Below are 17856 nucleotides of genomic sequence, written 5' to 3'. Positions count from 1 at the left end.
GCTCATCCCAGGGGTACGTCGGTGCCCACGCGTGGGGCCTCCGCGTCCTGGCGGACGTCTCCGGCCAGTCGTCCGTCCCGCATGCGGATCAGGCGCGGAACGCGGGCGCCGATGGCGCCGTCGTGGGTGACCAGGACGATCGTCTGGCCCTCGTCCCGGTTGAGTTCGCACAGGAGGTCCATCACCTGGCCGGCCATGGTGCTGTCCAGGTTGCCGGTGGGTTCGTCCGCCCAGACGATCGCCGGGCGTCCGGCGAGTGCGCGGGCGATGGTCACGCGCTGCTGCTCGCCGCCGGACATCTCGCTCGGCCGGTGGTCGACCCGGTGTCCGAGGCCGACCCGGTCGAGCATGGCCAGGGCCCTGCTGCGGGCCTCGGACGGCCGGGTGCCCACGAGCAGCAGGGGGAGCTCCACGTTCTCCACCGCGGAGAACACCGGGATGAGGTTGAAGGCCTGGAAGACGAAGCCCATGCTGTGCGCGCGGTGCCGGGTCCGCGCGGCGTCGGACATGGCGAAGAGGTCGTGGCCGTCGATCAGGACCCGGCCGTCGTCGATGTCGTCCAGGCCCGAGAGGCAGTTCAGCAGGGTGGTCTTGCCGGAGCCGGACGGGCCCATGACCCCCACCATCTCGCCGGCGCTCACGGTGAGGTCCAGGCCGGCGAGGGCGGTGACGGCCACCGAGCCGGTCCGGTAGACCTTCCGTACTCCGGTGGCGGCGAGGAGCGGCCGATCGGTGTCCATGCGCTCATGCTCCAGGCGGGCCGGCGGACCGGGGAGGGCCGAACGGTCCCCATCGGGGACCGGTACGTCCCACGGGGCGGGCCGGTCACGCCGCTCCCCCTTCGAGCGCAACCCCGGACGTACACGCGCCGGGCGCACGAGCAGCGGCGGCATGACCACTCCCCTCCTGGTGCACGCGGTGCCGGCCCGTCCGGCGGTAGGGCCGCCCAGGTCCTGGTGCGGGTCCGGAGGTCCCGATCCGTACGGGAGGGGCCGGATGGCGGGCCGCGGGGCCCGGCCGGGCACGCGACGGGACCGTTCGGCCCTCCCCCGCCGGGCGCTCCGGGTGGACGGTGGACATCTGAGCCGCGCGTCCGGGGAGACGGGGCGCGCCGACGGCGGGAGGTGCCCCATGCGGCATGTGAAGGTCGCGGAGCTGATGACGGGAGAGGTGGTGTCCGTCGTTCCGGCCACCCCCTTCAAGGACGTCGCCAAGCTCCTGGTCCAGCACGACATCACGGGTGTTCCCGTGCTCGACGAGGAGGACCGGGTTCTCGGCGTCGTCTCGCAGACCGATCTTCTGGCGCAGACGGCTCCGCCGGCCGGCGCGGAGGAGGACCCCGCCGGGCTCCGGCAGCTGCCGGGCCGACCGGGCCCGCGGGCCGTCGCCCCGGGTCGGGCCGCGGTCCCGTCCCGCGGGACGGCGGGGGAGGTGATGTCCGCTCCCGCGGTCACCGTGCACGCCGACGAGCCGGCCGCCGATGCGGCGCGGCTGATGGCCCGCCGGGGGGTCGAGCGGCTGCCCGTCGTGGACGTGGAGGACCGGATCGTGGGCATCGTCACGCGCCGCGACCTGCTCCGCCTGTTCCTCCGGCCGGACGAGGAGATCCGGCACCGGGTCGAGCACGACGTCCTCGCGGGTGTCCTGGGCGCGCCCGCGGACTCGGTCGAGGTGCACGTCGTCGACGGCATCGTCACGCTGTCCGGCCGCCTGGACCGTACGAGCCAGCTCCCCGTCCTGCAGAACCTGGTCGAACGGCTCGACGGGGTCGTCGCGGTGGCCTCCCGGGTCACCGCCCGCACCGACGACGCTCCCACCGCTTCCCCCGAAGCTTCTCGCCACGCGATGCCGTGGTGAGCCCCGACAGGACACTCCCATGCCCGCTCGTCTCCTCCTCGACCCCCTGACCGCCGTCCGGCTCGTCGACGACGCCGTCACCGCCCCTTCGATGCACAACGCCCAGCCCTGGCGCTTCGTCCTGCGCACGGGCACCGGCACGATCGAGCTGTACGGCGACCCGGGCCGTTCCATGGCCCACGCCGACCCCGACCACCGGGCCCTCCGCATCGGCTGCGGCGCCGCCCTGTTCGACCTGCGCGTCTCGGCCGCCCACCGCGGCCTCCTGGCACAGGTGCCGACCGGTCCCCACCCCGCCGACCCGTGGTGGTACGCCACCGTCGGCTTCACCACGGCCCCCGCAGCCGATCCGGCGCTCGCCGGTCTCCATCCCGCCCTCCGCCGCCGCCACACCAGCCGCTTCCCCTTCCGCGACGAAGCCGTGCCGCCCGCCGTCCTGGCAGGGCTCACCGCCGCCGCCCGGACCGAGGGCTGCCGTCTCACGTTCCCCGAGCCGTGGCACGTCCGGACGGTCCTGGGGCTCGCCCGGGACGCCGAGCACCGCGAGGAGACCGACCCGGCCGCACGCGCCGAGACGGCCGCCTGGGTGCACACCGGGCCCGGCACGGGAGGCCGCACGGACGGCATCCCGGTGACCGCGTTCGGCCCGCACGCCACCGCGGGCACCGCCACCGTCCGCGACTTCGGCCGCGTCCGCCCCGTACGCGGACAGGCCTGGGCGACGTTCGAGAAGGACCCCCGGCTCGCCCTCCTGACCACCGACGGCGACGGGCCGGCCGACTGGCTGCGCGCCGGCCAGGCCCTCCAGCGCGTCCTGCTCCGGGCCACGGCCGACGGACTGGCCACGTCCATGACCTCGCAACCCCTGGAATGGCCGGAGCTGCGCTGGACCGCCCGCGACCCCCTCGCGGGCAGGGGGCACGTCCAGATGGTCCTCCGCCTCGGCTACGGGCCACCCGGCGCCCCCACGCCACGCCGCCCCGCCGCCGAAGTCCTCGAAGTGCGGTGAGGGCCCGGCCCTCGGGAAAGGGCGTGCGCCTCCACCCGGCGCGGGCACAGGCAGCACCCGGCGCGGGCACAGGTGAACCGCCCCCGGCGCACAGGGAGGTGGGCGCCGCACAGGGCGGTCGGCGCACGGAGAGGTGGGCGCCGCACAGGGCGGTCGGCACACAGAACGGTCGGCGCACCAGGGCCGGCGCCGACCGCTCCTGCGACCGCTCCTCAGGCGGCGGTCAGTTCCCGGCCGATGTGGTGGGCCCAGGTCTGGATCCGCTCGGGGTTGCGGAAGTCGCCTCCCTTGCCCTGGCGGACCATCGCCTTGGCGATGAAACCGGGGGTGCTGTCGGTGATGCTGCCGCCGAAGGTCATGTGCTCGCGCGCGCCGAGCCGTTCCATCTGCCGTGCCACGGCCTTGACCGGCGGGATCTCGTGCTGCTCCGCGGAGCTGTCGACCGGCCCGCTGCTGAACAGCCAGACGGGGCGGTGCCTGAGGTACTGCTCGTTGCGTTCGGCGCAGCGCTTCGCCTTGCCGCTCCAGTGCCCGGCGTACAGGGACCCGCCGAGCACGACGGCGTCGAAGCTGCGTACGTCGGCCACGTCGTCGGCGGGCAGGACGACCGCGTCGAGGCCGTCCTCGCGGAGGGTCCTGCCGATCTCCTCGGCGATCCCCGCCGTCGCGCCGTGCCTGGTTCCGTAGGCCACCAGGACCCGCTTGGTGTTCATGACACTCTCCCTCCGTGGCATCGGCACCGCCGCGTACGACGGGGATGCTCCGGCCGGTCCGGGCGGCCGGCAGGCGCCCCGGACGGTTTCCGGTTCCAATGTCGAGCCCCGGCGGTCGGCGGCGCTTGGGCCGTTCGGTCCCCGTCGGGGACCGAACGGGCTCCTCCGGCCCGCGCCGGCGGGTGGGACGGTGGAGACCGGGGACACCTTCCCCGGAAGGAGGGCCGCAGCCATGTCCGAGACGACCCCCGCGCCCACCGCCCCGCCCGCGCGGCCGGCCCTGCTCCGGTTCCTCGGCGGCGTGCGGACCGTCACGGGCAGCAAGTTCCTGGTCGAGGGCGACCGCGCCCGGCTGCTCGTCGACTGCGGGCTCTTCCAGGGGGTCGCGGACCTGCGACGCCGCAACTGGGAGAAGCCCGGTGTCGATCCCTCCGACATCCACGCCGTGGTCGTCACCCACGCCCACCTCGACCACTGCGGGTACCTTCCGCGCCTGGTCCGGCACGGCTTCCGCGGCCCCGTCCTCATGAGCACCGCCACCGCGCGGCTGGCCGAGATCGTGCTCCGCGACAGCGCCCGCCTGCAGATGGAGGCGGCCGAGCACGCGAACGACCACGGCTGGTCGAAGCACCGGCCGGCCAAGCCCCTCTACGACGACGCCGACGTCGAGCAGACGATCAAGTTCTTCGACCCGGTCCCCGTCGGCGGCGAGGTCGAGATCGTCGGCGGGACGAGACTCGTCCTCCACCACGGCGGGCACATCCTCGGCTCCACCTGGGCCCGCCTGACCCTGGAAGACGGCCACACCCTCGCCTTCAGCGGCGACCTCGGCCGGCCCGGCCACCCGCTCCTCCTGCCCCCCGAGCCGTTCTCGGGGGCCGACGTCCTCCTCATGGAATCCACGTACGGCGACCGCCGCCACGACCACGAGAGCGCACGGCGCGCATTCGCCTCCGTCATCGCCCGCACCCTGGCCCGCGGCGGCACCGTGGTCGTCCCGGCCTTCGCGATCGACCGGACCGAGGTCGTCCTCCACGAACTGGCCGCCCTCCGCGCCGAGGGCACCCTCCCGCCCGGCGTACCGGTGTACGTCGACAGCCCCATGGCCCTGGCCGCCCTCGACGTCTACCGCGACGCCCTGCGCGCCCGCTCCCCCGAGCTGCGCCCCGAGGTCGTGGCCCGCGGCGAGGCGGCGCTCAGCCCCGAACCCTTCCTGGCCGCCCGCACCGTCCAGGAGTCGATCGACATCAACAACACCACCGGACCCGCGGTCGTCGTCTCCTCCGCCGGCATGGCCACCGGCGGCCGCGTCCTGCACCACCTGCACCGCACGCTGCCCGACCCCCGCAACGCCGTCGTCATCGTCGGCTTCGCCGCCGCGGGCACCCGCGCCCGCGACCTCGTCGACGGCGCCCGGGTGCTCAAGATGTTCGGCGAGTACGTGCCCGTCCGCGCCGAGGTCGCCGACGTACCGCACTTCTCCGCACACGCCGACGCGGACCAGATCATCGACTGGCTGCGCGGCGCCCCCGCCCCGCACACCACCTACCTGGTCCACGGCGAAGAGAGCGCCTCCGCGGCCCTGCGGGACCGCATCGACCGGCAGCTGGGCTGGACGGCGGTCGTGCCCAGGTCCGGTGAGGCCGTGCTGGTCCGCTGACCCGGCCCCGGGAGGGCCCGCGTGTCAGCGGCGGACGCGGGGCATGCCCAGGCCGATCCACGAGATGATCTCGCGCTGGATCTCGTTGTTGCCGCCGCCGAAGGTGAAGATGACCGCGGAGCGGTAGCCGCGTTCGAGTTCGCCGTGCAGGACCGCGCCGGCCGAGCCCTCCTTGAGGGGGCCGGCCGCGGCCACCACCTCCATCAGCCAGGCGTACGCGTCACGGCGGGCCTCGGAGCCGTAGACCTTCACGGCCGAGGCGTCCTGGGGGGTGAGCGTGCCGTCCTGGACGGCGTTGACCATCTGCCAGTTGAGCAGCTTCATCGCGTCCAGGCGGGCGTGGGTGCGGGCCAGGCGGCCGCGGACCCAGCCGAGGTCGATGACGCGGCGGCCGTCGGCGAGCTTGGTCGCCGACGCCCAGCGCTGTACGTCGTGCAGGGCGCGGATGGCCATGGTGCCGTGGGCGGCGAGGGTGACCCGCTCGTGGTTGAGCTGGTTGGTGATCAGGCGCCAGCCCTTGTTCTCCCGGCCGACCCGGCGCGAGGCGGGGACGCGGATGTCCTCGTAGTAGCTGGCGGTGGTGTCGTGCGAGGCGAGGGTGTTGATGAGCGTGCAGCTGTAGCCGGGGTCGCTGGTGGGGACGAGCAGCATGGTGATGCCCTTGTGGGCCGGGGCGTCCGGGTCGGTGCGCACGGCGAGCCAGACCCAGTCGGCGGTGTCGCCGTTGGTGGTCCAGATCTTCTGGCCGTTGACCACGTACGTGCCGGTCTCCTCGTCGCCCTCCCGTACCGCCTTGCACTTGAGGGCCGCGAGGTCGGTGCCGGCGTCGGGCTCGCTGTAGCCGATGGCGAAGTCGATCTCGCCGGACAGGATCCGCGGCAGGAAGTAGGCCTTCTGCTCCTCGGTGCCGAACTGCATGATCGTGGGGCCGACGGTGTTGAGCGCCATCAGCGGCAGCGGCACCACGGCCTGGGCGGCCTCGTCGAAGAAGATGAACTGGTCCATCGGGGACATGCCGCGGCCGCCGTACTCCTTCGGCCAGCCCACCCCGAGCCAGCCGTCGGTGCCCAGGCGGCGGATGGTCTCGCGGTAGTAGCGCTTCTGGGCGGCCGGGTCCTGGTAGCGGGCGTGGACGTCCTCGGGGATCAGCTGGGCGAAGTAGGCGCGCAGTTCGGCGCGCAGTTGCTGCTGCTCAGGCGTGTATTCGAGGTGCACGGCCCCTCCAGGAGTCTCCCGTGGCGAACTGTTCCGTCCACTGCGCGGCGCACAGACTAGAACCTGTTCCAGGATTCCGGAAGGGCCGTGACGTGCCGTCAGATCCGGGCGCCGGCCGGCACTCCGGCCCGGAGGGCGGTGATCAGGGCGGCGGCGGTGCGGACCATGGCGGCCCGGCCCTCGGAGAGGTACGCGCGGCTGTCCACCGCGCTGGGGTGGGCGGTGAGGTACGCGCGGATGGCGTCGGTCATGGCGAGGTTGAGGGCGGTGCCGATGTTGACCTTGCTGATGCCGCCGGCGACGGCGGCGGCGAGTTCGGCGTCGGGCAGGCCGGAGGAGCCGTGCAGGACCAGCGGCACGCTCAGCGCCGTGGAGAGCCGGGCCAGCAGGCCGTGGTCGAGGGCCGCGGTGCGGGTGGTCATCGCGTGGCTGGAGCCGACCGCGACGGCGAGGGCGTCCACACCGGAGGCCTCGACGAACTCGCGGGCCTCCTCGGGGTCGGTGCGGGCACCCGGGGCGTGCGGGTCGAGCGGGGCGGCACCGTTCTTGCCACCCACCTCGCCCAGTTCCGCCTCGATCCAGAGGCCGCCGGCGTGGGCCCACTCGGCGGCGGCGCGGGTGGCGGCCAGGTTCTCCGCGTACGGCAGGTGGGCCGCGTCGAACATGACGGAGCCGAACCCGGCGTCGGCGGCCTGGCGGAGCAGTTCGGGGCTCTTCACGTGGTCGAGGTGGAGGCCGACCGGCACGGTGGCTGCGGCCGCGGCCGCAGCGGCGGCGCGGGCCAGCGGAAGCACCCGGCCGTGCCGGTACTTGACGGCGTTCTCGCTGATCTGGAGGACGACGGGCGAGCCGACGGCCTCGGCGCCGGTGACCACGGCCTCCGCGTGCTCCAGGGTGATGATGTTGAAGGCGGCGACGGCACCGCCGGTCGCGGCGGCCTCCGCGACCAGGTCACCGGTGTTGACCAGGGCCATCAGTGCTCATCCTCCAGGACGACGGAACGGGTGAGGTGGCGCGGCCGGTCCGGGTCGAGGCCCCGGGCGGCGGCGACGGCGAGCGCGAGGCGCTGCGCGACGACCAGGCCGGCGAGCGGGTCGAGCGTGACGTTCACCCAGCGGGCGCCGGTGGCGCGCACCTGCTCCTCCAGCCCGTACGGCGCCTGGCCGAGCATCACGGTGGCGCCGCCCGAGGTGGTGACGCTGATCGGGCCGTGCCGGTACTCCATGGCCGGGTAGGCCTCGGCCCAGGAGAGGGAGGCCTCGCGCATCTTGAGCGCCGCCTCCTCGGCGAGGCCGGTGGTCCAGCCGCGGCCGAGGAAGGTGAACTGGCCGCAGGCGGCGAGGCCGGGCGGGAGGGGCTCGGCGAGAGCGGTGCGGGCGTCCTCGACCAGCCACTCCGGGTTCAGGCCCAGGTGGGCGCGGAGCAGGGTGAGGGCCGTGGTGGCGAAGCGGGTCTGGACGACGGAGGACTCGTCGGCGAAGTCGAGTACGACGAGGTCGTCGGCCAGGTCGACGACGGGGGTGTCCGCGTCCCCGATGACCGCGGTGGTGCGGATGGCGCCCCGCAGCCGGGCGAGGAGGTCCAGTACCTCGGTGGTGGTGCCGGAGCGGGTCAGGGCGACCACCCGGTCGTAGCGGCGGCCGACGGGGAACTCGGAGGCGGGGAAGGCGTCCGTCTCCCCCAGCCCGGCGCGCTCGCGCAGCACGGCGGCGGCCTTGGCCATGTAGTAGGAGGTGCCGCAGCCGGTGATCGCGACGCGCTCGCCGGGGGCCGGGAGGCGGTCGCGGTGGCCCGGCGCGAGGTCGGCGGCGCGCTGCCAGCACTCGGGCTGGGTGGCCAGTTCACGGGCGGCGTGGCTGGTGGCCGCGGCGTGGCCGGCGGCGGTGCGGCCGGGGCCGGCGGCGCTCGCGCCGGCCGCCTGGCGGCGGGCGCCCTTGGTTTCCGTACTGCTGGTTCCTGCGCTCACGTCTGCGCTCATTCCGACGGACTCCTTCGAGATGCTCGTTCTTGCAAGTTAGCGCGTGGTTTCGAGCAACTTCAAGCATCTGGCCGCGCGATTGTCGGGATAGGGTGCAGGCGGTACGGCCGGACGCCGTCCCAAGACTCGTCCCCCGAGAGGTTGGGAGCCGCCTCCATGTCCCGCGACGCGCGCTGGAAGACACTGCTGGACCTGCTCGTGGAGCGGGGGCGCCTCGACGTGGAGGCCGCCGCGGAGGCGCTCGGGGTGTCCGCGGCCACGATCCGGCGGGACTTCGACCAGCTCGCGGAGCAACAGCTGCTGGTCCGCACCCGCGGCGGTGCGGTGCTCCACGGCGTCTCGTACGAACTCCCCCTGCGCTACCGCGGCTCGCGCCGGGCCGCCGAGAAGCAGCGGATCAGCGCGGCGGTCGCGGAGCTGGTCGCGCCCGGCGAGGTGGTGGGCCTGACGGGCGGTACGACGACCACGGAGGTGGCCCGCGCGCTCGCCGCCCGCCCGGAGCTGGCCGAGGGCTCGCCCGCGCTCACGGTGGTGACCAACGCCCTCAACATCGCCGCCGAGCTGGCCATCCGCCCCCAGTTCAAGATCGTGGTGACCGGCGGGGTGGCCCGCCCGCAGACGTACGAGCTGATCGGCCCGCTCGCGGACGGCGTCCTGGGGCAGATCACCCTGGACACCGCACTGGTCGGCGTGGACGCCTTCGACCCCGAGCACGGCACCGCCGCGCACGACCAGGACGAGGCGGCCATCAACCGGCTGCTGTGCGAGCGGGCCCGGCGGGTCGTGGTGGTGACGGACTCCAGCAAGCTCGGCCGGCGGGCCTTCGCCGCCATGTGCCCCACGGAGCAGGTGGACGTACTGGTCACGGACGCGGCCGTGCCGGCGGAGACGGCGGAGCGGTTCCGCGAGGCGGGGGTCGAGGTGATCGCCGTCTGACCGGCTTGCGCCGGAGCGGTGCAGGGGCGCCCCGGCCCGAACGGAGCGCGCCACTCCGCGCCCGTCGACGTGATGCGCGCCAACGCCCGGCAGGTCCGGGCCCGGAGGTGCCCGACCATGAGCGGATGGACACCCACTTCCTCGCGATCGACGAACTGGCCGACGTCCCGCCCGTGGCGGTCGTGGTCGACGTCATGCGCGCCTTCACGGTGGCCGCCTGGGCCTTCGCCCGAGGGGCGGAGAAGATCGTTCTCGCCGAGTCGCTCGACGAGGCCCTGGCGCTCAAGGCCCGCCACCCGTCCTGGGCGGCCCTCAAGGACGGTCCGCCCTCGGCCGGATTCGACCACGTCAACTCGCCGGGCCTGCTGCGGTCCGCCGACCTCGGCGGCCGCACGGTCGTCCAGAAGACCACCGCGGGGACGGTCGGCGCCCTCGCGGTCAAGGAGGCGTCGCTGGTGCTGTGCGCCTCGTTCGCGGTGGCGGAGGCGACGGCCCGGCTCCTGCGGTCACGCGCGGCCGACAGCGTCACGTTCGTGGTCACCGGCGAGGACGGGCGGGCCGAGGAGGACCTGGCGTGCGCCCAGTACATCGCCCGGCGGGCCACCGGGGCCCGGACGGACGCCGCCCCGTTCCTCCGCCGAGCCGGGGCGTCGCGCGCCGCCGCCGAACTGGCGCAGGGCGTGCGCCAAGGCGTCCATCCCGACGACGTCGCCCTGTGCCTGGAGCTCGACCGGTTCCCCTTCGCCATGGTGGCGTCCCCGGAGGACTCGCTGATGGTCCTCCGCCCGCACTCCACGTCCTCGCCGGCCCCCGGGGCCCAGGTCTGACCGCTTCAGCGCATCACGGCCCCGAACGCGCCGAGGGCCCCGGAACCGGTTCCGGGGCCCTTCGCGTCCCAGAACGCGGTTCTGCGGCGCGGACGCGGCCGGTCCGTCTGAACCCCCGTACGAGACGGCGCCGGGTGTCACCTCGCGTCCTCCTAGAGGATGGATCAAGCCCCCGACCAGGAACAACGCCAAAAGCTGCAACAATCGGTCACCCAGGATTACCGATAGGAGACGCGGTGCTGGAGCGCCACGAGATGGACGCCTTCCTCGTGCTGTCCGAGGAGCTGCACTTCGGCCGGGCCGCCGACCGGCTCCGGGTCTCGCGCGCCCACGTCAGCCAGACGATCAAGAAGCTGGAGCGGCGGATCGGCGCCCCGCTCTTCCTCCGCACCAGCCGCACCGTGGCCCTGACCCCGCTCGGCCGGCAGCTCCTGGAGGACCTGGCCCCGCACCACCGGGCGATCCTGGAGGCGGTGCGCCGGGCCATCGCCACCGCGCACGGGACCACCGGCACCCTCCGCGTGGGCTTCGTGGGCGCCCTCTGGGGCCAGATCTTCGTCTGCGCCGCCGACCACTTCCGCACCACGCACCCCGACTGCGAGGTGCGGCTGTCGGACGTCCCCTTCGGCGTCGCGCAGGACCCGGTGCGCGAGGGGGAGCTGGACCTGATCAACGCGAGCTTCCCGGTCCGCGAGGACGACGTGGCCACCAGCGAGCCCCTGGTGCGCGAGCCCCGGCTGCTGGCCGTCTCCGCACGGCACCCGCTCGCCGCGCAGCCGGAGGTGACGCCCGCCGAGATGGCCCGGGTGACGATGCTGAGCACACCGACGATGCCGGACTACTGGGCGCGGGAGCGGACGCTCCGGGAGGAGGCGGGCTCAGAGCCGCCGCCCCCGCCCGGGCCGCAGATCGCATCGCTCCAGGAGGGGCTGGCGCTGATCGCGGCCGGCAAGGGGGCCTTCCCGGTGGGTGCCCAGGTGACGCGCTTCTACCAGCGCTCGGACATCGCGTACGTACCGATCGCGGACGCCCCGCCGCTGGAGTGGGGGCTGGTCTGGCGGGCGGGCGCCGAGACGCCGCTGCTCCGGGCCTTCATGGGGGCGGTGGAGTATGTGGTCGAGCGGTACGAGCGCTCCGGCGGCGGGGCGGCGGACGGCGACCGGCCCGCACCCCAGTCGATGGCCTGACCCGGGGCCGGCCCGGAACCGCGTAGCGCCGAGCGGCCCGGACCGGGACCTCCGCGCTCAGCGCGACGTGGACAGGTTCCCGGCCTCCCGCCGCAGCGCGTCCAGCACCGGGCGCAGCAGCGGGTGGGCCTCGGCGCCGCGCCGGGTGGCCGCGAAGACGCGACGGGTGGCGGCGGGGCCGGTGACGGGGCGGACCACGGTGTCCTTGAGCTCCATGCCGCGCAGTGCCGAGCGGGGTACGAGCGCGACGCCGGCGCCCGCGCCCGCGAGGGCGACCACCGCCCGGAAGTCGTCGGAGGAGTGGGCCAGCCGGGGCTGGAAACCGGCCTGTTCGCAAGCGGTGACCATCACGTCGTGGCAGGGGTTGCCCGGGTAGGGGCTGATCCAGTCGCTGTCGGCCAGCTCGGCGAGGGCGACGGCGGGGTGGATGCTCAGCGGGTGCGAGGCCGGCAGGACGGCGTCGAACGGCTCGGCGTACAGCGGTACGAGGGACAGCCGGCCGTCGTCGGGGGCCGGGCCGCCCCGGTACTCCACGGCCAGGGCCAGGTCGGCCTCGCCGTCGAGCAGCAGGGGGAGGCTCTGGTCGCCCTCGGCGTCGCGGACCCGGACGCGTATGCCGGGGCACTCGTGGGCGAGCCGGGCGATGGCGGGGGCCAGCACCTCGGCGATGCCGGTGGCGAAGGCGGCGACGGTGACCTCGCCGGCCGCGCCGCCCGCGTAGGCGGCGAGTTCGGCCTCGGCGCGCTCCAGCTGGGCCTGGACCTCGTGGGCGTGGGCGAGGAGGATCTCGCCGGCCGCGGTCAGGCGTACGCCGCGCCCGCTGCGGGAGAGCAGGGCGTGGCCCGTCTCCTGTTCCAGCGCGGCGAGCTGCTGGGAGACGGCGGACGGGGTCAGGTAGAGCGCGGCTGCCGCAGCGGTCACCGTGCGGTGGTCCGCCACGGCGCGCAGGATGCGCAGCCGCCGTGGGTCGATCACTCCGCCATTGTGACAGGCGGGACGCGGGGGTCCGTACCCCCGCGTCTCGCCTGCGGTTCCGGAGGGACACGCCGGCCCGGTCGGGCCGGCGGTGTCCGGCGGGCGCGGCCCGGGGGTCTCCCGGGCCGGGCCCGTGATCAGCCCTGGAGGGCGGCGCGGGCGTCGGTGAAGGCGGCGACGGCGCGCTCGACGTCCTCGGTCGAGTGGGCCGCGGACAGCTGCACGCGGATGCGGGCCTGGCCCATGGGCACGACCGGGTACGAGAAGCCGATCACGTACACGCCGCGCTCCAGCAGGAGCTCCGCCATGCGGGCGGCCTCGGCGGCGTCGCCGATCATCACCGGGGCGATGGCGTGGTCGCCGGGGAGGATCTCGAAGCCGGCCTCGGTCATCTTGGTGCGGAACAGCCTGGTGTTGTCCGCCAGCCGCTCGCGCAGGTCGCCGGCGGACTCCAGCAGGTCCAGGACCTTGAGGGAGGCGGCGGCGATGACCGGGGCGAGGGAGTTGGAGAACAGGTACGGGCGCGAGCGCTGGCGCAGCAGCTCGACGATCTCGGTGCGGGCGGCGACGTAGCCGCCGGAGGCGCCGCCGAGGGCCTTGCCGAGGGTGCCGGTGATGATGTCGATCCGGTCCATGACGCCGTGCAGCTCGGGGGTGCCGCGGCCGCCGGCGCCGACGAAGCCCACCGCGTGGGAGTCGTCGACCATGACCATGGCGTCGTAGCGGTCGGCCAGGTCGCAGATCTCGGTCAGCGGCGCGACGTAGCCGTCCATGGAGAAGACGCCGTCGGTGACGATCAGCTTGCGCCGGGCGCCGCCCTCGACCGCGGCCTTGAGCTGGGCCTCCAGGTCGGCCATGTCGCGGTTGGCGTAGCGGAAGCGGCGGGCCTTGGACAGGCGGATGCCGTCGATGATCGACGCGTGGTTCAGGGCGTCGGAGATCACCGCGTCCTCGGCGCCGAGGAGGGTCTCGAAGACGCCGCCGTTGGCGTCGAAGCAGGAGGAGTAGAGGATCGTGTCCTCCTGGCCGAGGAAGCCGGAGAGACGGGCCTCCAGCTCCTTGTGGACCTCCTGGGTGCCGCAGATGAAACGTACGGACGCCATGCCGTAGCCCCAGCGGTCCAGCGCGTCCTTGGCGGCGGCGACGACCTCGGGGTGGTCGGCGAGGCCGAGGTAGTTGTTGGCGCAGAAGTTCAGCACCTCACCGGGCACCCCGCCGGCGGTGACGGCGACGGAGGCGCTCTGCGGGGTGCCGATGACGCGCTCGGGCTTGTGCAGGCCGGCGTCGCGGATCTCGTCGAGGGTGCTGCGGAGGTCGGCGCGTACGGACTCGAACATGCGGCTCTGGGCTCCTTGTGCGGCGGAGTGCGGCTGACTGGTGACGGCGGGGGGCCGGGTCCCGCGGGAGGGGGAGGGTCGGGCGGGACCCGGCCGGGGAGGGTGGTCCGAGAGGACCGGACCGCTTACGCGGTCCAGTCGAGGATGATCTTGCCGCTGCGGGCCGTGGCGGCCTCGTCGAAGGCGGCCTCGAAGTCCTGGTAGGCGTACTTGCCGGTGATCACGGGGGTGAGGTCGAGGCCGCCCTCCAGGAGGACGGTCATCGCGTACCAGGTCTCGAACATCTCGCGCCCGTAGATGCCCTTGATGGTGATCATCGAGGTGACGACCTTCGCCCAGTCGACCGGGAACTCCTGCGCCGGGAGGCCCAGCATGGCGATGCGGCCGCCGTGGGTCATGTTGTCGATCATGTCGCGCATGGCCTCGCCGCGGCCGGACATCTCCAGGCCGATGTCGAAGCCCTCGCGCAGGCCCAGCTGCCGCTGAGCGTCGGCGATGGAGGACTCGGCCACGTTCACCGCGAGGGTGGCGCCGGCCTTGCGGGCCAGTTCCAGCCGTTCGGGGCTCACGTCGGTGATGACCACGTTGCGGGCGCCGGCGTGCTTGGCGACGGCCGCGGCCATGATGCCGATCGGGCCCGCGCCGGTGATCAGCACGTCCTCGCCGACCAGCGGGAAGGACAGCGCGGTGTGCACGGCGTTGCCGAACGGGTCGAAGATCGCGGCCACGTCGAGGTCGACCCGGGTGCGGTGCACCCACACGTTGGACGCCGGCAGGGCGACGTACTCGGCGAAGGCGCCGTCGCGGCCGACGCCCAGGCCGATGGTGGAGCGGCACAGGTGGCGGCGGCCGGCCAGGCAGTTGCGGCACTTGCCGCACACGAGGTGGCCCTCGCCGCTCACGAGGTCGCCGACGGCGATGTCCCGCACGTCCTGGCCGGTCGCGGCGACCTCGCCGACGAACTCGTGGCCCAGCACCAGCGGCGTCCGCACCGCGCCCTGCGCCCAGCCGTCCCAGCTGCGGATGTGCAGGTCGGTGCCGCAGATGCCGGTGCGCAGCACCTTGATGAGCACGTCGCCGGGGCCGTACTCGGGCTCGGGCACGTCCATGAGCCAGAGTCCGGGTTCGGCCTGGTGCTTGACGAGTGCCTTCATGGGTGCGGCTCCATGCATGCGTGCGGGCGCGCGCCTGGTGGGGCGCGCGGTGCGGGTGTGACGCGATCGCGTGACGGGACCAATCTGCCGACAGGGGAAGGTTTCAGTCCATCGAGGATTTCTTAAGCGGGTCGACAGCAGAACTTCACGCCTATGCTCCGTACGTGACGTCGCCAGGGGTGGTTGGGGAGGAGAAGGACGTGCCGAGCCTGCGCAGCCGTGCGCTGTCCGCTGCACTGATGGCCTCGGGCCGTCGCAGGCGGTGGTCGAGCGCGGAGGCGGTACGTGAGGTGGTGGCGGCCAGCGCGCGCCGTCCGGCCTCCCACCTGCCCCCCAGGGCCCTGGGGCGGGTGGCCGAGCTGTCGCGGACGATCGTCGGCGCCTGGCCCGTGTACGACGCGGCGCCGCTGGGCGTGGAGCCCACGGCCAGGGTGCTGTACCTGCACGGCGGGGGGTTCATCCACGAGCTGCGCCGGCAGCACTGGTCCCTGGTCCGCACGCTGGTGACGGAAGCGGGCGCGCAGTGCGTGGTGCCGGCGTACACGCTGGCACCACGGGGCACGGCGGACCGTACCGTGCCGGTCGCCGCGGACCTGCTGAGCGGGCTGATCGAGAGCGGCGGGGCCGGCGGCACCGTGCTGGTGGGCGACTCCGCGGGCGCCGGGCTGGCGCTGGCTGCCGCGCAGCGCCTGCGGGAGCGCACCGGGGCGCAGCCGTCGCGGATCGTGCTGATCTCGCCCTGGCTGGACGTGTCGATGAGCCATCCGGAGCAGGTGGCGATAGAGGCCAGGGACCCGATGCTGGCGAGGGCGGGGCTGCTGGAGGCGGGCCGGCTGTACGCGGGGACGCTGTCGGCGGCCGACCCGCGGGTGAGCCCCCTGCACGGCGACTTCGCGGGGCTGGCACCGATGACGGTGTTCACCGGCACGAGGGACGTGCTCGGCACGGACGCCCGGGAGCTGGTGAACCGGGCCCGCGCGGCCGGCGTGGAGGTCGACCTCCACGAGGCCGAGGGCCTCCCGCACGTGTACCCGCTGCTCCCGGTCCCGGAGGGGCGCGAGGCCCGCCGCCGCCTGGTGAACCTGGTCCGCACGGCAGCCTGATGGCCGACCGGCCTGTTGCCGGTGGCACGACGGCCCTCCGGCCCCCGCTCCCCCGCCGCCCGCCCCCTGACGACGACCGCCCGCCGCGCCGCGCAGGGCGGCGGGGCGGGCGGTCGTGGGTGTACGGCTCCCCCGGAGGGATCAGGCGTCGACGCCGCCGAAGCGGGCGCGGTACGCCTCCAGGTCCTCCTCCGCGATCTTCGCGAAGAGCACCGGCGGGACGGTGAACGGCGTGCCGGCCGGCACCGCGTCCAGGGCCTTGGCCTGCTCGGCGGTGATCCAGGTCGCGGTGTCGTCCGTGAGGGAGAACGCACCGCGCATGGCCGCGGCCGAGGCCGGGATGAAGGGCTCGGAGACCACCGCGTACAGGTGGATGAGGTTCATCGCGGTGCGCAGGGTCAGCGCGGCGCCCTCGGGGTCGGTCTTGATCTCCAGCCAGGGGGCCTTCTCCTCCAGGTAGGAGTTGCCCGCGGACCACAGGGCGCGCAGCGCGGCCGCGGCCTTGCGGAACTGGAGGGCGTCCAGGTGCTCCTCGTACTCGGCGAGCAGCCGGGCGATCTCCTCGCCGAGACGGGTCTCGGCCTCTCCGGCCGCGTTGCCGGCCGGGACCTCGTCGCCGAACCGCTTCCGCGAGAAGGACAGCACGCGGTTGACGAAGTTGCCGAGGGTGTCGGCCAGGTCCTTGTTGACGGTGGCGGTGAAGTGCTCCCACGTGAACGACGAATCGTCGGACTCCGGGGCGTTGGCGATGAGGAAGTAGCGCCAGTAGTCGGCGGGCAGGATCTCCAGCGCCTGGTCGGTGAAGACACCGCGCTTCTGGGAGGTGGAGAACTTGCCGCCGTAGTACGTCAGCCAGTTGAAGCCCTTGACGACGTCGACCTTCTTCCACGGCTCGCGCACGCCCAGCTCGGTGGCGGGGAACATCACGGTGTGGAAGGGGACGTTGTCCTTGGCCATGAACTGCGTGTAGCGGACGGAGTCGTCGGCCTCGTACCACCAGGACTTCCAGTCGCGGGCCTCGCCGTCGCCGGCGGCGTCCGCCCACTCCTTGGTGGCGCCGATGTACTCGATCGGGGCGTCGAACCAGACGTAGAAGACCTTGCCCTCGGCAGCCAGCTCGGGCCAGGTGTCGGCCGGGACCGGCACGCCCCAGTCGAGGTCGCGGGTGATGGCGCGGTCGTGCAGACCTTCCGTCAGCCACTTGCGGGCGATGGAGGAGGACAGCTGCGGCCACTGGTCCTCGTGGCGGGAGACCCAGTCCTCGACCTCGTGCTGGAGCTTGGACTGCAGCAGGAAGAGGTGCTTGGTCTCGCGGACCTCCAGCTCGGTGGAGCCGGAGATGGCGCTGCGCGGGTTCACCAGGTCGGTCGGGTCCAGCACGCGGGTGCAGTTCTCGCACTGGTCGCCGCGGGCCTTGTCGTAGCCGCAGTGCGGGCAGGTGCCCTCGACGTAGCGGTCCGGCAGGAAGCGGCCGTCGACGGGCGAGTAGACCTGGCGGATCGCCCGCTCCTCGATGAACCCGTTCGCGTGCAGCTGGCGGGCGAAGTGCTGGGTGATCTCGCGGTTCTGCTCCGAGGAGCTGCGGCCGAAGTGGTCGAAGGAGAGCCGGAAGCCCTCGTAGACGGCCTTCTGCGCGTCGTGGGCCTGGGCGCAGAACTCGGAGACCGAGAGCCCGGCCTCCTTGGCGGCCAGCTCGGCGGGGGTGCCGTGCTCGTCGGTGGCGCAGATGTACAGCACGTCGTGGCCGCGCTGGCGCAGGTACCGCGCGTAGACGTCAGCGGGAAGCATCGACCCGACCATGTTGCCCAGGTGCTTGATCCCGTTGATGTAGGGAAGCGCGCTGGTGACCAAGTGTCGAGCCATCCTGGGATGCTCCATTTCGCATAAGGGGGTGACGGGCCGTGT

General features: G+C 73.9%; 16 protein-coding genes. 7 read left to right on the top strand and 9 right to left on the bottom strand.

Going from position 1 to position 17856, the window contains the following annotated elements; translation table 11 throughout:
- Positions 1 to 2: 2 nt before the first annotated feature.
- Positions 3 to 740, bottom strand: a complete 738-nt coding sequence (locus ACIF6F_RS06825) for an ABC transporter ATP-binding protein (protein ID WP_399942298.1) — start codon at positions 738 to 740, stop codon at positions 3 to 5.
- Between the two features lie 391 nt (positions 741 to 1131).
- On the opposite strand from ACIF6F_RS06825, the gene ACIF6F_RS06820 reads away from it, so the two are divergent.
- Together ACIF6F_RS06820 and ACIF6F_RS06815 are read left to right on the top strand one after the other, a co-directional pair.
- Positions 1132 to 1857: a CBS domain-containing protein gene (locus ACIF6F_RS06820; RefSeq protein WP_399942295.1), complete on the top strand. Its 726-nt coding sequence runs from the start codon at positions 1132 to 1134 to the stop codon at positions 1855 to 1857.
- A gap of 19 nt (positions 1858 to 1876) precedes the next feature.
- Positions 1877 to 2866, top strand: a complete 990-nt coding sequence (locus ACIF6F_RS06815; RefSeq protein ID WP_399942293.1) for an Acg family FMN-binding oxidoreductase — start codon at positions 1877 to 1879, stop codon at positions 2864 to 2866.
- Between the two features lie 212 nt (positions 2867 to 3078).
- Here ACIF6F_RS06815 and ACIF6F_RS06810 read toward each other — a convergent pair whose 3' ends face one another.
- Positions 3079 to 3579 carry a flavodoxin domain-containing protein gene (locus tag ACIF6F_RS06810; protein WP_399942289.1) on the bottom strand — a complete coding sequence of 167 codons (501 nt, stop codon included), beginning with the start codon at positions 3577 to 3579 and terminating at the stop codon, positions 3079 to 3081.
- A 232-nt stretch (positions 3580 to 3811) separates the two neighbouring features.
- Between ACIF6F_RS06810 and ACIF6F_RS06805 the strand changes: the two genes are divergently transcribed.
- Positions 3812 to 5239, top strand: coding sequence for an MBL fold metallo-hydrolase RNA specificity domain-containing protein (locus ACIF6F_RS06805; protein WP_399942286.1), 1428 nt, complete (start codon positions 3812 to 3814; stop codon positions 5237 to 5239).
- 24 nt (positions 5240 to 5263) lie between these two features.
- Here the strand turns inward: ACIF6F_RS06805 and ACIF6F_RS06800 are convergent, their stop codons facing one another.
- The 3 genes from ACIF6F_RS06800 to ACIF6F_RS06790 all read right to left on the bottom strand — a co-directional run bounded on the left by ACIF6F_RS06800 (position 5264) and on the right by ACIF6F_RS06790 (position 8432).
- The gene (locus tag ACIF6F_RS06800; RefSeq protein ID WP_399942284.1) at positions 5264 to 6454 is read right to left on the bottom strand and encodes an acyl-CoA dehydrogenase family protein; all 1191 of its coding nucleotides are present in this window, start codon (positions 6452 to 6454) and stop codon (positions 5264 to 5266) included.
- Positions 6455 to 6552: 98 nt separating this feature from the next.
- Positions 6553 to 7428 (bottom strand): ketose-bisphosphate aldolase, encoded by an 876-nt coding sequence (locus tag ACIF6F_RS06795; RefSeq protein WP_399942281.1) that lies wholly within the window; start codon positions 7426 to 7428, stop codon positions 6553 to 6555.
- Positions 7428 to 8432 (bottom strand): SIS domain-containing protein, encoded by a 1005-nt coding sequence (locus ACIF6F_RS06790; protein ID WP_399942278.1) that lies wholly within the window; start codon positions 8430 to 8432, stop codon positions 7428 to 7430. The genes ACIF6F_RS06795 and ACIF6F_RS06790 overlap by 1 nt, the downstream gene beginning before the upstream one ends.
- A gap of 156 nt (positions 8433 to 8588) precedes the next feature.
- Between ACIF6F_RS06790 and ACIF6F_RS06785 the strand changes: the two genes are divergently transcribed.
- From ACIF6F_RS06785 to ACIF6F_RS06775, 3 genes are all read left to right on the top strand, one after another.
- Positions 8589 to 9368 carry a DeoR/GlpR family DNA-binding transcription regulator gene (locus ACIF6F_RS06785; protein WP_399942275.1) on the top strand — a complete coding sequence of 260 codons (780 nt, stop codon included), beginning with the start codon at positions 8589 to 8591 and terminating at the stop codon, positions 9366 to 9368.
- 125 nt (positions 9369 to 9493) lie between these two features.
- A complete protein-coding gene (locus tag ACIF6F_RS06780; RefSeq protein WP_399942272.1) occupies positions 9494 to 10195 on the top strand; it encodes a 2-phosphosulfolactate phosphatase in 702 nt (233 codons plus the stop codon).
- Between the two features lie 236 nt (positions 10196 to 10431).
- Positions 10432 to 11382 carry a LysR family transcriptional regulator gene (locus tag ACIF6F_RS06775; RefSeq protein ID WP_399942269.1) on the top strand — a complete coding sequence of 317 codons (951 nt, stop codon included), beginning with the start codon at positions 10432 to 10434 and terminating at the stop codon, positions 11380 to 11382.
- Between the two features lie 57 nt (positions 11383 to 11439).
- Here ACIF6F_RS06775 and ACIF6F_RS06770 read toward each other — a convergent pair whose 3' ends face one another.
- The 3 genes from ACIF6F_RS06770 to tdh all read right to left on the bottom strand — a co-directional run bounded on the left by ACIF6F_RS06770 (position 11440) and on the right by tdh (position 14848).
- The gene (locus ACIF6F_RS06770; RefSeq protein ID WP_399942266.1) at positions 11440 to 12357 is read right to left on the bottom strand and encodes a LysR substrate-binding domain-containing protein; all 918 of its coding nucleotides are present in this window, start codon (positions 12355 to 12357) and stop codon (positions 11440 to 11442) included.
- Positions 12358 to 12494: 137 nt separating this feature from the next.
- The gene (locus tag ACIF6F_RS06765) at positions 12495 to 13694 is read right to left on the bottom strand and encodes a glycine C-acetyltransferase (RefSeq protein WP_399942264.1); all 1200 of its coding nucleotides are present in this window, start codon (positions 13692 to 13694) and stop codon (positions 12495 to 12497) included.
- Positions 13695 to 13819: 125 nt separating this feature from the next.
- Entirely contained in the window at positions 13820 to 14848 is a 1029-nt protein-coding gene (gene tdh / locus ACIF6F_RS06760) for an L-threonine 3-dehydrogenase (RefSeq protein ID WP_399942262.1), read from the bottom strand.
- A gap of 164 nt (positions 14849 to 15012) precedes the next feature.
- Between tdh and ACIF6F_RS06755 the strand changes: the two genes are divergently transcribed.
- Positions 15013 to 15951, top strand: coding sequence for an alpha/beta hydrolase fold domain-containing protein (locus ACIF6F_RS06755; protein WP_399942260.1), 939 nt, complete (start codon positions 15013 to 15015; stop codon positions 15949 to 15951).
- Positions 15952 to 16092: 141 nt separating this feature from the next.
- On the opposite strand, the gene metG is transcribed toward ACIF6F_RS06755, so the two are convergent.
- Positions 16093 to 17814 (bottom strand): methionine--tRNA ligase, encoded by a 1722-nt coding sequence (gene metG / locus ACIF6F_RS06750; protein ID WP_399942258.1) that lies wholly within the window; start codon positions 17812 to 17814, stop codon positions 16093 to 16095.
- Positions 17815 to 17856: the final 42 nt, after the last annotated feature.

It is taken from the genome of Streptomyces sp. NPDC086023 (genome assembly GCF_044540325.1).
Taxonomy (GTDB): Bacteria; Actinomycetota; Actinomycetes; order Streptomycetales; family Streptomycetaceae; genus Streptomyces.
The sequence above is the reverse complement of the archived record's forward strand: the minus strand, read 5'-3'. Positions and strand labels throughout refer to the sequence as shown.

Excerpts from the sequence above, each read along its gene's own strand:
- ACIF6F_RS06825 (WP_399942298.1), bottom strand. The coding sequence starts at position 740 with ATGGACACCGATCGGCCGCTCCTCGCCGCCACCGGAGTACGGAAGGTC.
- ACIF6F_RS06820 (WP_399942295.1), top strand. The coding sequence starts at position 1,132 with ATGCGGCATGTGAAGGTCGCGGAGCTGATGACGGGAGAGGTGGTGTCC.
- ACIF6F_RS06815 (WP_399942293.1), top strand. The coding sequence starts at position 1,877 with ATGCCCGCTCGTCTCCTCCTCGACCCCCTGACCGCCGTCCGGCTCGTC.
- ACIF6F_RS06810 (WP_399942289.1), bottom strand. The coding sequence starts at position 3,579 with ATGAACACCAAGCGGGTCCTGGTGGCCTACGGAACCAGGCACGGCGCG.
- ACIF6F_RS06805 (WP_399942286.1), top strand. The coding sequence starts at position 3,812 with ATGTCCGAGACGACCCCCGCGCCCACCGCCCCGCCCGCGCGGCCGGCC.
- ACIF6F_RS06795 (WP_399942281.1), bottom strand. The coding sequence starts at position 7,428 with ATGGCCCTGGTCAACACCGGTGACCTGGTCGCGGAGGCCGCCGCGACC.
- ACIF6F_RS06790 (WP_399942278.1), bottom strand. The coding sequence starts at position 8,432 with ATGAGCGCAGACGTGAGCGCAGGAACCAGCAGTACGGAAACCAAGGGC.
- ACIF6F_RS06785 (WP_399942275.1), top strand. The coding sequence starts at position 8,589 with ATGTCCCGCGACGCGCGCTGGAAGACACTGCTGGACCTGCTCGTGGAG.
- ACIF6F_RS06780 (WP_399942272.1), top strand. The coding sequence starts at position 9,494 with ATGGACACCCACTTCCTCGCGATCGACGAACTGGCCGACGTCCCGCCC.
- ACIF6F_RS06765 (WP_399942264.1), bottom strand. The coding sequence starts at position 13,694 with ATGTTCGAGTCCGTACGCGCCGACCTCCGCAGCACCCTCGACGAGATC.
- tdh (WP_399942262.1), bottom strand. The coding sequence starts at position 14,848 with ATGAAGGCACTCGTCAAGCACCAGGCCGAACCCGGACTCTGGCTCATG.
- metG (WP_399942258.1), bottom strand. The coding sequence starts at position 17,814 with ATGGCTCGACACTTGGTCACCAGCGCGCTTCCCTACATCAACGGGATC.